This is a genomic window from Acinetobacter sp. LCT-H3, from assembly GCF_001866125.1.
GTDB classification, from domain to species: domain Bacteria; phylum Pseudomonadota; class Gammaproteobacteria; order Pseudomonadales; family Moraxellaceae; genus Acinetobacter; species Acinetobacter schindleri.
The window spans coordinates 71,985-84,835 of record NZ_MODX01000002.1 but is presented as its reverse complement, the minus strand read 5'-3'; the positions used below and the strand labels follow the sequence as shown (position 1 = coordinate 84,835).

Genomic DNA, 12,851 nt, shown 5'->3' with positions numbered 1-12,851 from the left:
ATGCACTACATCCCTATGAAAATTAACTTTTGCGATGTAACAAAAACTGTGTAATCTGAGTCAATTCTTCAGCCTGACCTTCGAAGTGAGCCAAAGCATTTAAGGCTTGATCATGCAACTGCTTAGCATACTGTTTTGCCTGCTCGAGTCCCATAAGCGCAGGATAAGTCGATTTCTCTACCTGTTCATCCTTGCCTGCCGTTTTTCCTAATACTTCAGTATCAGAAATGATATCCAGAATATCGTCCTGTACCTGGAAAGCCAGACCAATGGCCTGCCCAAATTCACGCAGTTTCGGAATCGCCAGATCCGTACCTTCAAAAATCGTCACCGCTGCCATCATAATCGCGGCGCTAATCAGTGCACCGGTCTTATTACGGTGAATGGTTTCTAATGCTTCCTGGTCAATTCGTTTTCCTTCAGACTGCAGATCTAAAACCTGACCATTGACCATCTTGGAAGATGCTGTAGCCAGAATCTGCATTTGCTTTAATACAATTGCTGGCTCAACTGCAGGGTCCTGATCAAACAGACGGCTGCCTAAAATTTCAAAAGCCATGGATTGCAGAATATCGCCAGCAAGCAACGCGGTATCTTCACCAAAGGCAACATGGCAAGTTGGTTGTCCACGACGCAGCAAATCATTGTCCATACAAGGCAGATCATCATGAGCTAGTGAATAGCAATGAATGAACTCGATTGCGACTGCAGCACGACGCACAGCAGCAGTATTCTGATTCGGTTTAAGCGCGGCTGTGGCATAACACAAGGCTGGACGTACACGTTTTCCACCCAGCATCACTGCATGGTGTACAGCCGATTTCAGCGGCTCAGGAATGGCAAAAGCATCTAATGCTGTCAATAGGTCCTGTTGAATACGATGTTGTGCTTGAGTTAATGCATGGGTTGACAGCTCAGTTGTAGATGACACATTCGCCTCAGATTGGTTGTTCAATATATTTTCGATGACAAGAATAAAGAACTTGCCGCTTTATTCCTGCATTGTACCTCTAAATATCCTGAATTATCAGCTTGAAATCGTCTGCTGATTTTGCTCTATCAAGAGTCAAGAGCATTTTTAATGAGAAGAAGCTATCTAGAATGTTAAAGGTGCTGCCCTGAATATAAAAACCATTGCGCGGACAATGGTTTTTATATGGCTAAAACTCAAGGCATCAGTTGTGTTCTTTTATCACATCTGCAGGCACACGTACCCAGCCTTCCATCAAGACACGCGCACTACGGCTCATGATGGCTTTCTTCACTTTCCATTCACCATTTTCCTGAGTAGCTTGTGCGCCAACGCGCAAAGTCCCTGATGGATGACCAAATCGCACCGCTTCACGCTCATCCCCACCTGCTGCCAGATTTACCAATGTTCCTGGAATCGCAGCTGCAGTGCCAATCGAAACCGCGACGGTTCCCATCATGGCATGATGCAGCTTACCCATCGATAAGGCACGTACCAATACATCGGTATCTAATTCGGTGATCGCTTTACCCCCTGAAGACACATAAGCTTTAGATTGTGACACAAAAGCAATTTTCGGCGTATGCTGACGTTGAGCTGCTTCAGTAATATCTGAAATCAGCCCCATTTTTAATGCGCCATAAGCACGAATGGTTTCAAATTTAGCGAGCGCTACCGGATCACTATTAATATCTTCCTGTAGCTCTGTGCCCTGATAGCCCAGGTCTTCAGCTTTCAGGAAAATTGTCGGAATACCCGCATTGATCAAAGTTGCTTCAAAGGTACCGTATTCTGGAACAACCAGCTGATCAACTAAATGACCTGTCGGAAACATGGCTCCACCCTCGGCATCATCATCGGCAGGGTCCAGAAATTCGATCTGAACTTCAGCCGCTGGGAAGGTGACACCATCCAGCTCAAAATCACCCAGTTCCTGTACCTGCCCCTTCACAATTGGCACATGGGCAATAATGGTTTTCTGAATATTGACCTGCCAGATCCGTACTGTGCAGATGCCGTTTTCCGGAATACGAGAGGAATCCACTAGACCATTGCTAATCGCAAATGAACCTACACCTGCTGTCAGGTTGCCGCAGTTACCACTCCAGTCGACAAAAGGTCGGTCAATTGCAACCTGTCCAAACAGATAATCTACGTCATGATCAGGTTGCTGGCTTTTAGACAGAATGACCGTTTTGCTGGTACTGGAACTGGCTCCCCCCATCCCATCAATCTGCTTGCCATAAGGATCTGGGCTACCAATCACACGTAAGAGTAACTGGTCTCTGATTTTGCCCGGCTGTTGTGCTGCAGGTGGAAGATCTTCCAGCTTGAAAAATACACCTTTACTGGTACCGCCACGCATATAGGTAGCTGGAATCTTAATTTGCGGGGCAAAACTCATCGTTATTATCTTCCTTTGTCTGATCTTTATTTTGTAAATGCAATGTAACTGAGGTTGAATTTGAGTATAGTATATTTATATCGTGATAAATTGACTGCAAGACCTTTGTATAAAAAAACAACATATACAACGGCTGTCTTTTTAATATTCGATGAGGAATATCAGATTCAATAAAATTAATATATTGATTCATTTATCTTTTATTTAATTTATTTTTATAATAATTTTTTATTAATCTGATAATAATTTTTCATTCAAGGCTTCTACTAGGCTTCTTTTGACTGATCAATTACAATCTTTCAACTTATTTTTACATTGTCGGGCTGAATACTTTGAATAACGAGTCTTCACAACTTCAGCGTGGCTTAAAGAACCGTCATATTCAGTTGATCGCCATGGGCGGTGCAATTGGCACAGGCTTATTCTTAGGTTCCGCACAGGTGATCCAATCCGCTGGTCCTTCGATTATTCTGGGCTATGCCATTGGTGGCTTAATTGCTTTCCTTATTATGCGTCAATTGGGTGAAATGATTGTTCATGAACCTGTTGCAGGTTCTTTCAGCCATTTTGCTTATAAATATTGGGGTAAATTCCCTGGCTTCCTCGCGGGCTGGAACTACTGGATCCTGTATATCCTGGTCGCAATGACCGAGCTTACCGCTGTCGCAAAATATATTAACTACTGGTGGCCACATATTCCTGCCTGGGCATCGGTGCTGTTTTTCTTCATTGTGATTACCCTGGTCAACCTCGGCAATGTGAAATTCTACGGTGAATCAGAGTTCTGGCTTTCAATCATTAAAGTGACTGCGGTCATCTCGATGATTGTCTTTGGTTTATACCTGATCCTGACTGCAGATGCTTCATCTACTGCATCTTTTAGCAATTTATGGACCGCAGGTGGCTTCTTCCCAAATGGCTTTGAAGGTTTATTCTTCATGCTGGCCTTCCTCATGTTCGCCTTTGGTGGGATTGAACTGATTGGTATGGCAGCAGCAGAAGCGGAGAATCCGGAAAAGACCATTCCTAAAGCGATTAACCAGGTTGTTTTCCGTATTCTGATTTTCTATGTCGGTGCGTTGACCATCTTGTTATCATTAGTGCCTTGGAACCAGTTGGAACTCGGCGGTCTGGATAAAAGTCCATTCGTAATGATTTTCAGTCAGCTAGGTATTGACTGGGCAGCCCACCTGCTAAACTTCATTATTCTAACTGCTGCACTGTCTGTATATAACAGTGGTATGTATGCCAATAGCCGCATGCTTTACGGTCTGGCCAAACAAGGCAATGCACCGAAGCTCTTCCTGAAAGTAAATAAACAAGGTACGCCAATTCCTGCAGTACTCTTCTCTGCTGCTTTGATTTTTGGCTGCGTACTGTTGAACTACTTTGTACCAGAAGATGCTTTAAGCCATCTGATCTATGTGGTGGTAGGTGCCTTGGTCTTGAACTGGGCAATGATTTCACTGACACATTTCAAGTTTATTCAGGCAATGAAAAAAGTTGGGGAAAAAACCAAATTTCCAGCACTTTGGTCTCCAGCAAGTAACATACTTGTATTAGGCTTTATTGCGACTATTCTTTACATTATGTGGACTCAGGGCTTCCAGGAATCTGTATACATGCTTCCGATTTGGGTCGTGATCATGTTTATCCTGTTTAAACTGCTCAAGACCAAAAATTAATTAAAAAGTTTTAATTGACTATTTTTTAAAGTTATTGCTTCGGCAATAACTTTTTTTTTCGTCTTTTTTGGAGTAGATTAGGGATCGTTTTGCGCCCTTAGCTTAACTGGATAGAGCAGTTGCCTCCTAAGCGACCGACGTGGGTTCGAGTCCCGCAGGGCGCACATATTTCAAATATGTGAACTAATTAACAAAAAATTTAAGCAATAATTCAATAAATCTATATTTTTTTCATTTTTTTTACTATCTCTCTATTTCTAATTAAATTTTTAAATTTCAAAAACTTATATCCTTACATTACTTTTCAATTAGTATTTTTACTCTAATTTGATGTTTTTTTGAACTACTCATTCAAACTAGAGCATTTACTCTTTTTTATATTGTGTTATTTTTGTCACATGGAGTAACAAATCAGCCATTGAAGGCATAGGAATGACTCCAAAAACAATACCAAGCTAATACCGAAAAAACGTTTTAAATACCCAAATTTGTACCTCAAGGGAAGATGAATAATGAAATTAAAAGCGCTTAGTACAGCAATGATTTTAGCAGCATTACCTATGTCAGGCGCATTTGCTGCAGCTATCGACCGTTCTGGTCAATCTATCGCAGCATTTTTACAGCCAGGTAACTATTTTGAAGCAGGGATTTCTGTTTTAGATCCATCAGTATCTGGTAAAGTTCAAAATAATTGGACACCAGGTGGAACGGCTGCACCTTTAGCTCCTGCTTACCGCGGCACTTCAGTGGGTGAGATGGCTGATGACTACTATTTTCCAAGTGCAGCCTTAAAGTTTCAGTTAACTGATAATTTTTCATTTGGTTTGATTTACGATCAACCATTTGGTGCAAAAGCAACCTACTCTACTGATACTTATCTAAATCCTTTAGGTGGTGGTGTTTTCCATAACGGAACAGAAGGCACAGAAGTAGAAGTTAAATCAGAAAATATTACTATGCTCGTAGGTTATCAACCTACTGAAAATTTTAATATTTATGGTGGTGCTGTATACCAGACAGTTGAAGGTAATGTTCAACTACGTGGTTTAGCATATGGTAGCACAACTGCCTTAGGTCAATACAATGCTAACATGGACGATGATAGTGCTGTAGGTTGGTTAGCAGGTATTGCTTACCAGATTCCTGAAATTGCTCTAAAAGCATCACTAACTTATCGTTCTGAAATTGATCATGATTTGAAAACAAATGAGTATGGTCGTAGTGATATTTTAGCTTTAGTAACGCAAAACCCTGCTGCTGCACTTTATAATGTAAATACAAATACTGAAATTTCTACTCCTCAATCTGTAAATCTTGATTTCCAGACAGGTGTAATGGCTGACACGGTTGCCTTTGCTAATCTTCGTTGGGTGAACTGGAAAGAATTCTCTATTCGTCCACAACAGTTTGAACAAGTTTCAAGAGCTTTAGGCGCAGCTGGTGCTACTCCTAACAATCCAAATGGCTTTGATGTCGTTTCTTATACTGATGACCAAATCTCTGCTACTGTTGGTCTAGGCCGTAAATTTTCTGAGCAGTGGGCAGGTAATGTTTCTGTAGGCTGGGATTCAGGTTCTGGTAATCCAGTGTCTACTTTAGGTCCAACTGAAGGTTATTGGAATCTTGGTTTAGGCCTACAATTTAGTCCTGCATCAAACTACTTCATTGCTGGTGGTGTTAAATACTTCTGGTTAGGCGATGCAAAAGCTCAAGCGGCGTCCGATTTTGGTTCTAATTCATATGTAGCTGACTTTGAAGATAACGATGCTTGGGGTTATGGTCTAAAAATTGGTTACCGTTTCTAATTCAGTCAATTTAATAAAAAAACCGCCTTCGGGTGGTTTTTTTATTGCTATGAATTTATTTTTATACACTTGTAAACTATTTGATGATTTAAACATCACTTAACTTTTAAATTATTTACGTGTCATTTTAGCCAATTCATCACACTAAAATATTATTTAATTCACATATTTAACATCGTATTTTTAGTACAAAAACTCTAACTTCTTCTATTTTAATTACTACTCAGTTCAAATCTTCATCGAAGCTGAGCATTTACTCTTTTTAATTTTATGTTACTTTTCCACAACTTTTTTATTATCTTTATGAAACATTCAAGGACGAGCCATGAAGCTTAAGCCGATTTCTACTGCAATATTACTTGCAACTCTTCCAACTACAGCAGTTTTTGCAGGTGGTTTAGACCGTTCAGGTCAATCTATTCAAGCTTTTTTACAGCCTGGTAACTATGCTGAAGCTGGAATTTCTGTACTTGATCCGGATGTCAAGGGCAAGTCAAGTGTGCGTTCACTTGGTAACAGCTTTAATGGTGAAAAAATTGACGATATGGCTGAAGATTACTATTTCGTCAACACAGCAATTAAAGTACAAGCGACTGATAAAATTTCACTCGGTTTAATTTACGATCAGCCTTATGGTGCAGATGCAAGCTATTCTACTAACGGACCATTATCTAGCTTCTCTGCTGCTGGTGAAGGAACAAAAGTTGAAGTAAAAACCCAAAATATTACAGCTCTCATCGGTTATCAACCGAATGAAAACTGGAATTTATATGCCGGACCAGTATGGCAAACAGTAGAGGCTGATATCTCTTTACGAGGCGCCGCTTATATTTCTCCTTTAGATCCAACAAAAGCATTAAGTGGATACAATATTAAAATCGATGAAAAAGAAGCATATGGCTGGTTAGCAGGTTTTGCTTATTCTATTCCTGAAATTGCTTTAAAAGCCTCTGTAACTTATCGTTCTGAAATTAAACATAAGGCAACAGGAACTGAAAGTTTTACCTTTGCTCAGTCTACTACCTTAGCACCGGGATTCACTGTACCTGCAGGTACTACTGTTCCTATGAGTAATGAGCGCGTAGATGCAATTACACCACAATCTGTGAATTTAGATTTCCAGTCTGGTGTTGCACAAAATACCATCGCTTTTGCTAATATACGTTGGGTACATTGGGATCAATTTGCTGTAACTCCTGTATTCTTAAAAGCTAATTCAGGGAATAATCTTATCGATTACTCTGACGATCAATGGTCTGCAAATATCGGTGTCGGTCATAAGTTTAATGACAAATGGTCAGCATCTACTTCAGTAGGCTGGGATTCAGGTGCAGGTAATCCTGTGACAACACTTGGCCCAACTGAAGGCTATTGGAGTTTAGGTCTAGGTGCTCAATATAGCCCTGCTGCAAATTACTTTATCCAGGCTGGTGTAAAACACCTTTGGTTAGGTGATGCGACTGCACAGACAGGAGGAAATCCATTAGGTGAATTTGAAGATAATAATGCATGGGCATATGGCATAAAGATCGGTTACCGCTTCTAATTCAGGCTATATCCTCAAAATAAAAAAGGCGCCTCAAGCGCCTTTTTTATTTCATTCAGCTTTTAACACTTAAGCTGGAATATTACGGATTGAAGCATTACGGATGGCTTCTTTCAACGCTGCATAACCATGAATCGGTGGGAATTGCGGGAATTCAGCAATCACATTTTCCGGTGCATCAAACAGGAAACCGTGATCCGCTTCACCCAGCATGGTTGTATCATTATAAGAATCCCCTGCTGCGATCACACGGAAGTTCAGGCCATGTAATGCTTTTACCGCTTGACGTTTTTGATCTGGCTGACGCAGTTTGTACGCGGTGATCATGCCTTTTTCATCAGTTTCAAGTTTATGACAGAAAATTGTTGGCCAGCCCAACTGCTTCATTAAAGGATGCGCAAATTCATAGAAAGTATCAGATAAAATAATCAGTTGGAAATGAGTGCTTACCCATTCTACAAATTCTTTGGCGCCTTCAAATGGCCCCATATCTGCAATCACTTCCTGAATATCATTCAGACCCAAGCCATGCTCTTTCAGAATATTCAGACGTTGTGTCATCAACACATCATAGTCAGGAATATCACGAGTCGTTGCTTCAAGCGCTTTAATGCCTGTTTTCTTTGCAAAATTAATCCAAATTTCAGGAACTAATACACCTTCAAGATCCAGACATACGACTTCCATGAATATTCCCCTCAGTTATCATCTAAAAAATTTTCCATATCATAGCTGAAGATTCATATTTTGCATTGTTCTTTTTTAAATCTATTTTTTTCATAAGTATTTATTTTTTAGTGATAAGCCTACTAATTCTCTTCTATTAAAATACATGTGAAATTAATTAATATAGGCAGAGTCATTCCAAGCCTATATCGCCAGGATTCTCATGACTACTATTCCTACTATTGATATTGTGGATGCGCTTGCATCTGAATATGCTGATAAATCTCCAAGTGAAATTTTGGCACTTGCCCTGAATCAACCAGGTGAAATTGCCATTTCATTTTCTGGTGCAGAAGATGTTGTACTGATTGACATGGCTTCCCACCTCGGTAAACCTTTCCGTGTCTTTAGTCTGGATACAGGCCGCTTGCACGCTGAAACCTATCAATTTATCGAACAAGTTCGAAAACACTATAATATTGATATTGAAATCTGTTTTCCTGAACGTGAAGCCATTGAAAATTTGACTACTCGTAAAGGGATGTTCAGTTTCTATCAAGATGGTCATCAGGAATGTTGTGGCATCCGAAAGGTTCAACCATTACGAAAAAAACTTGCAACACTTGATGGCTGGATTACCGGTCAGCGTAAAGACCAGAGCCCGGGTACACGGAATGAAATTCCGGTGGTTCAAGCAGATCCAGGTTTTTCAGGTCCCGGTAAACAGCTGATTAAATACAATCCACTTGCCAACTGGTCGAGTGCCGATGTATGGAGTTATATCCGTATGATGGAAATTCCATATAACCCATTGCATGAGAAAGGATTTATTTCTATTGGCTGTGAACCATGTACTCGTCCCATTTTACCGAACCAGCATGAACGTGAAGGTCGCTGGTGGTGGGAAGAAGCAACACATAAAGAATGCGGCTTACATGCAGGCAACCTGAAAAAGTAAAATTAAATCAGACTGTGTATATTTGTAAGAGGCTATCCTGAATCAGGATAGCCTTTTTAACTACGATTCTTACATTTGGTGACAAGATTTAAAGTCTCCTCTTTTACCATTCATCAGGAAAGATCCTGAGGATTATCAAAGAATTTATAAAATGTTATTGAATAGATTTATTTGCAAAAAAATGTGAAATTGAACTCAATACCATTCTTTTAATGATGCATAATTATTCAGTTATACTCCCACCAGACCTAAAAAATGTATTTTCAGCAGTAGCTTTAAAAACTAAAATTTTCACATTTCAAAAACTTAGGAAGATATAAACCTCCATGTCAATTATTACTTTTTAACTTAACAGATTAAGATTAAGCAGTTCATTTCTACGTTAAAACAGCTATACTTTCTTTACTAAAGCAATAATTCTAACAAGGCTTTTCAGATAGAGAACAGCCATATAGAGTGCAGTGAGGCAATCCACGCTATGCGTCCATTACATCCAATTGATCTTATTTTTTTATCTTTAGAGAAACGGCAGCAACCTATGCATGTAGGTGGTCTTTTTTTATTTCAGATTCCCGATAATGCACCGGCAACTTTTATTCAGGAATTGGTGCGTGATATCCGCACTTCCAAATCTATTCCAATCCCACCTTTCAATAATTATTTAAATGGCTTGTTCTGGGACGAAGATCAACAGTTCGATCTGGATCATCATTTCCGGCATATTGCCCTGCCAAAACCGGGTCGCATCCGTGAATTACTCACCTATATTTCACAGGAACATAGTGCTCTGATTGACCGTGCCAAACCACTCTGGACCTGTCATATCATTGAAGGAATAGAAGGTAATCGTTTCGCGATGTATTTTAAAATCCACCATGCCATGGTCGATGGCATTGCGGGTATGCGTCTGGTAGAGAAATCACTGTCTCATGATCCACATGGAAAAAGTATTGTGCCACCATGGTGTGTAGAAGGACCACGTGCCAAGCGCCTGAAAGCACCAAAAGTTAGTCGCATTAAAGGCGTTTTATCTACGCTGAAAGGACAGCTGGAATCTACTCCGCGTGTCATCTATGAGCTGTCGCAAACTGTATTAAAAGACATGGGACGTAATCCTGATTATGTCTCCAGTTTCCAGGCCCCTTCATCCATTCTAAATCAACGTGTCAGTGCATCACGCCGATTTGCTGCGCAATCCTTTGAATTTGAGCGTCTTCGTCGTATTTCTAAAGCCTTGGGTGTAACCATTAACGATATCGTGCTGGCAATCTGTTCCGGTGCCTTACGTGAATATTTAATCAGCCAAGAGGCTCTACCGAAGAAACCGTTGATTGCCATGGTACCGGCTTCTGTACGTTCTGATGACTCTGATGTATCAAACCGTATTACCATGATTCTGGCGAATCTGGGTACGCATAAGGAAGATCCCTTAGAACGTCTCAAGATCGTACGTCGTAGCGTACTGAATGCCAAAGAACGTTTTAAGCGTATGAATGCCAATCAGATTCTGAACTATAGTGCTTTTGTTTATGGGGCTGCAGGTTTAAATATTGCATCAGGTCTGATGCCAAAACGCCAGGCATTTAATCTGGTGATTTCCAATGTTCCAGGTCCACAAGAACCGCTGTACTGGAATGGTGCCCGTCTGGAAGCTCTCTACCCTGCCTCTATCGTGCTCGATGGTCAGGCACTCAATATCACCATGACCAGTTATTTAGACAAACTTGAAGTAGGTCTGACCGCCTGCCGTAATTCCCTGCCTAAAATGCAGAATCTCCTTACTCATCTTGAGGACGAAATCCAGCGTTTTGAACGGATTGTCGATGGTGGCAAAACCCCAAAGCTCGCAGCAGTAAGTTAGACTGCGATGAAGACTAAAACCAAAACTAAGTTTCTATGCAAAAATAAGTATGAACATTTTTGCCAATAATTTCATGCAATAATAAAGGGGCATATGGTGCCCCTTTATTTTTATTTGATTATTTTTTATTCAAATCAATCAAGCAATATTCAAATTTTAACTTTTCACAGTACGACATTGTTTTAATAGCTGATGGCAGACCGTACGGATCATAGATGAAGTAATCTGAACTTCATTGCCGCGTTCGTCCACAATGTATCCCGCGTGGACAGTTTTCGGTTCAAGCACGTGTTTTAGACCCTTATTAATAACTGCTTTACTTATACTCATGACACACCTCATTTTTTGCTAAGCCAAAATATTGGGAGATTGGCTTTGGCTACTGGATGTGTCTAGTATTCAGAATTCACCTGCGCTTGTAAAATTCCAGTTGTAACAAGGGTTTTACGATATTCTGTTACAATTTCAGCTGAGAATGATATCGTATTGCTCTTGCGTATATAAATTTTCAACCTGGAACTTAATCACGCGATCAATAAAGTGTTCCAGATCCGCCACAGCCGGGGCTTCTGCAGTCAGCAGTCGATCAATCACTGACGGATGTGCCACTACAGTAAATCCACTTTGTGATTGATAAGCGCGTGCGTAACGTAAAATTTCACGGAATATTTCGTAACACACTGATTCTGCTGTTTTGACATATCCACGTCCTTGACAGGTTGGACAGGATTCACATAACAGGTGTTCTAGAGATTCACGGGTACGTTTACGCGTCATTTCGACCAGACCCAGTTCAGATACCTGGGTAATCTTGGTTTTGGCATGATCACGTTCCAGCATTTTTTCGAACTGGTTCATCACTTCGTCACGATGCTGTGCTTCCTGCATGTCAATGAAATCAATAATAATGATCCCACCCAGATTACGCAGTCGTAACTGACGTGCAATCACCTCAGTCGCTTCCATGTTGGTTTTAAAAACGGTATCTTCCAGTGAACGACCGCCGACATAGGAACCGGTATTGACATCAATCGTGGTCATGGCCTCAGTCTGATCAATCATCAGATAGCCACCAGATTTCAGTGCCACACGGGTTTGTAGAGCCTTCTGGATATCATCTTCAACATTATATAAGTCAAAAATCGGGCGCTCGCCTGGATAGTGCAGCAAACGATCATTCATGCTTGGCACAAATTCTTTAACAAACTCTTTCAGTTTGCCGTGGATTTCACGTGAATCGACATAGATTTTGGCAGTGTTTTCATTGGCCAGATCGCGAATCACACGCTGTGGCAGCGGCAGTTCTTCAAAGATCAGTGATGGAACGGCAATGCTCTTCTGTTTGCGCTGAATGTAGTCCCAAAGCTTAGCCAGATAAGCCATGTCCTGGGCAATTTCAGCTTCATCAATGCCTTCTGCCGCAGTACGGACAATCACCGAACCGGGCAGTTTATGCTGAGCCTGAATCCGTTCAATAATCGAACGTAAACGGTTACGTTCTTCTTCAGATTCAATTCGTTGCGATACGCCAATATGATTGCCATAAGGCATCAAAACCAGGTAACGTGAAGGAATGGAGAGATCAGTTGAAAGACGTGCGCCTTTGGTCCCGAGCATGTCTTTCATCACCTGCACCGTCAGAATCTGACCTGGCTGCAGTAATTCAAACACATTCGGTGTCGGCTGCTGACGCGGCCAGACCATATCATTGATATGCAAAAAAGCAGTACGTGACAGACCAATATCGACAAAAGCAGCCTGCATCCCTGGCAGGACACGGACCACTTTGCCTTTATATACGTTCCCCACCAGACCGCGCTTCGCGGTACGCTCGATGAACAGTTCGTTCACCGTGCCGTTTTCGATTAACGCCACACGACATTCCATCGGTGTGAAGTTAATCAATAACTCGTCAGACATAACAACACTCAAAACATTATAAGAATTCTTTTTTC

Annotated in this window: 10 protein-coding genes and 1 tRNA gene; 6 read left to right on the top strand and 5 right to left on the bottom strand. The window is 41.0% G+C overall.

Annotated features, from left to right (window positions below):
* Positions 1-22: 22 nt before the first annotated feature.
* Both BK820_RS01880 and prpF read right to left on the bottom strand, forming a co-directional pair.
* Positions 23-931, bottom strand: coding sequence for a polyprenyl synthetase family protein (locus BK820_RS01880; protein WP_048881390.1), 909 nt, complete (start codon positions 929-931; stop codon positions 23-25).
* Between the two features lie 244 nt (positions 932-1,175).
* Positions 1,176-2,375 (bottom strand): 2-methylaconitate cis-trans isomerase PrpF, encoded by a 1,200-nt coding sequence (gene prpF / locus BK820_RS01875; protein WP_071319932.1) that lies wholly within the window; start codon positions 2,373-2,375, stop codon positions 1,176-1,178.
* A gap of 332 nt (positions 2,376-2,707) precedes the next feature.
* Here prpF and BK820_RS01870 point away from each other — a divergent pair, with 332 nt between their 5' ends.
* The 4 genes from BK820_RS01870 (at position 2,708) to BK820_RS01855 (ending at position 7,411) form a co-directional block, all read left to right on the top strand.
* Positions 2,708-4,060, top strand: a complete 1,353-nt coding sequence (locus tag BK820_RS01870; protein ID WP_004810960.1) for an amino acid permease — start codon at positions 2,708-2,710, stop codon at positions 4,058-4,060.
* A gap of 91 nt (positions 4,061-4,151) precedes the next feature.
* Positions 4,152-4,224 (top strand) — tRNA-Arg (locus BK820_RS01865).
* 348 nt (positions 4,225-4,572) lie between these two features.
* On the top strand, positions 4,573-5,865 hold the full coding sequence (locus BK820_RS01860) for an OmpP1/FadL family transporter (RefSeq protein ID WP_004893390.1): 1,293 nt from the start codon (positions 4,573-4,575) through the stop codon (positions 5,863-5,865).
* Positions 5,866-6,190: 325 nt separating this feature from the next.
* Positions 6,191-7,411 carry an OmpP1/FadL family transporter gene (locus tag BK820_RS01855; RefSeq protein WP_071319931.1) on the top strand — a complete coding sequence of 407 codons (1,221 nt, stop codon included), beginning with the start codon at positions 6,191-6,193 and terminating at the stop codon, positions 7,409-7,411.
* A gap of 69 nt (positions 7,412-7,480) precedes the next feature.
* Here BK820_RS01855 and thrH read toward each other — a convergent pair whose 3' ends face one another.
* On the bottom strand, positions 7,481-8,098 hold the full coding sequence (gene thrH, locus BK820_RS01850; protein WP_004810966.1) for a bifunctional phosphoserine phosphatase/homoserine phosphotransferase ThrH: 618 nt from the start codon (positions 8,096-8,098) through the stop codon (positions 7,481-7,483).
* Between the two features lie 202 nt (positions 8,099-8,300).
* On the opposite strand from thrH, the gene BK820_RS01845 reads away from it, so the two are divergent.
* Positions 8,301-9,035: a phosphoadenylyl-sulfate reductase gene (locus BK820_RS01845; protein ID WP_071319930.1), complete on the top strand. Its 735-nt coding sequence runs from the start codon at positions 8,301-8,303 to the stop codon at positions 9,033-9,035.
* 478 nt (positions 9,036-9,513) lie between these two features.
* Complete coding sequence (locus tag BK820_RS01840; protein ID WP_071319929.1) at positions 9,514-10,896, top strand: WS/DGAT/MGAT family O-acyltransferase; 1,383 nt, start codon at positions 9,514-9,516, stop codon at positions 10,894-10,896.
* A gap of 156 nt (positions 10,897-11,052) precedes the next feature.
* On the opposite strand, the gene BK820_RS15445 is transcribed toward BK820_RS01840, so the two are convergent.
* Both BK820_RS15445 and rng read right to left on the bottom strand, forming a co-directional pair.
* Positions 11,053-11,226, bottom strand: coding sequence for a PA1571 family protein (locus BK820_RS15445; protein WP_004810972.1), 174 nt, complete (start codon positions 11,224-11,226; stop codon positions 11,053-11,055).
* A gap of 135 nt (positions 11,227-11,361) precedes the next feature.
* Positions 11,362-12,816 carry a ribonuclease G gene (gene rng, locus BK820_RS01835; protein ID WP_004810976.1) on the bottom strand — a complete coding sequence of 485 codons (1,455 nt, stop codon included), beginning with the start codon at positions 12,814-12,816 and terminating at the stop codon, positions 11,362-11,364.
* Positions 12,817-12,851: the final 35 nt, after the last annotated feature.

Bases quoted from the DNA above. Each gene is read 5' to 3' on its own strand.
- prpF (WP_071319932.1), bottom strand. From the start codon at position 2,375: ATGAGTTTTGCCCCGCAAATTAAGATTCCAGCTACCTATATGCGTGGC.
- BK820_RS01860 (WP_004893390.1), top strand. From the start codon at position 4,573: ATGAAATTAAAAGCGCTTAGTACAGCAATGATTTTAGCAGCATTACCT.
- BK820_RS01855 (WP_071319931.1), top strand. From the start codon at position 6,191: ATGAAGCTTAAGCCGATTTCTACTGCAATATTACTTGCAACTCTTCCA.
- thrH (WP_004810966.1), bottom strand. From the start codon at position 8,098: ATGGAAGTCGTATGTCTGGATCTTGAAGGTGTATTAGTTCCTGAAATT.
- BK820_RS01845 (WP_071319930.1), top strand. From the start codon at position 8,301: ATGACTACTATTCCTACTATTGATATTGTGGATGCGCTTGCATCTGAA.
- BK820_RS01840 (WP_071319929.1), top strand. From the start codon at position 9,514: ATGCGTCCATTACATCCAATTGATCTTATTTTTTTATCTTTAGAGAAA.
- BK820_RS15445 (WP_004810972.1), bottom strand. From the start codon at position 11,226: ATGAGTATAAGTAAAGCAGTTATTAATAAGGGTCTAAAACACGTGCTT.
- rng (WP_004810976.1), bottom strand. From the start codon at position 12,816: ATGTCTGACGAGTTATTGATTAACTTCACACCGATGGAATGTCGTGTG.